This window comes from Oleiphilus sp. HI0125, from assembly GCF_001635355.1.
In genome coordinates this window covers 1-646 of record NZ_LWGF01000186.1, presented here as the reverse complement: position 1 = coordinate 646, position 646 = coordinate 1, and the positions used below count along the sequence as shown (strand labels likewise).

1 protein-coding gene is annotated in these 646 nt (G+C 46.6%); it reads left to right on the top strand.

Features of this window, described 5'->3' with window-relative positions:
* Nucleotides 1-646 (top strand): PhoH family protein (locus A3762_RS02845; RefSeq protein WP_156493170.1); only part of this gene is annotated, 646 nt, incomplete at both ends.

Sequence of the window (646 nt, the reverse complement as noted above, 5' to 3'; positions counted from 1 at the left end):
AATGCGTGATACTGAACACTCCCCCGACATTTCTTTGGAAAAGGTTCAACTGTATATTCAAGAAGCTGCGCAAGAGCTCGTCACTTCACAGCCAATGAACGATATTCATGCGGTGATTAAAACACCTAAGTTACAAGTCAAAGCGCGGAATCAAAATCAAATCTTGTATCTTCAGCGCGTCAAACAGCACGATATTAATTTCGGTATTGGACCCGCCGGCACGGGTAAAACTTATCTCGCGGTAGCTTGTGCGGTTGAAGCCTTACAAAAAGAAGAAGTAAAGCGAATTCTTTTGGTACGTCCTGCTGTAGAAGCCGGCGAGAAGCTCGGTTTTCTCCCTGGTGATCTAGCACAAAAAGTAGACCCCTACTTACGCCCTCTTTATGACGCACTATACGACATGCTGGGCTTTGAGCAGGTTGCGCGCCTAATCGAGAAAAACGTCATTGAAATCGCACCACTCGCGTTTATGCGGGGGCGCACCTTGAATAACGCGTTTATTATTCTGGATGAAAGCCAAAACACGACACCAGAGCAAATGAAAATGTTTTTAACACGTATCGGCTTTGGGTCTACCGCCATCATAACTGGCGACATTACACAAACCGACTTACCTAAAGGCGCCAAGTCCGGGCTCGCTGAATGC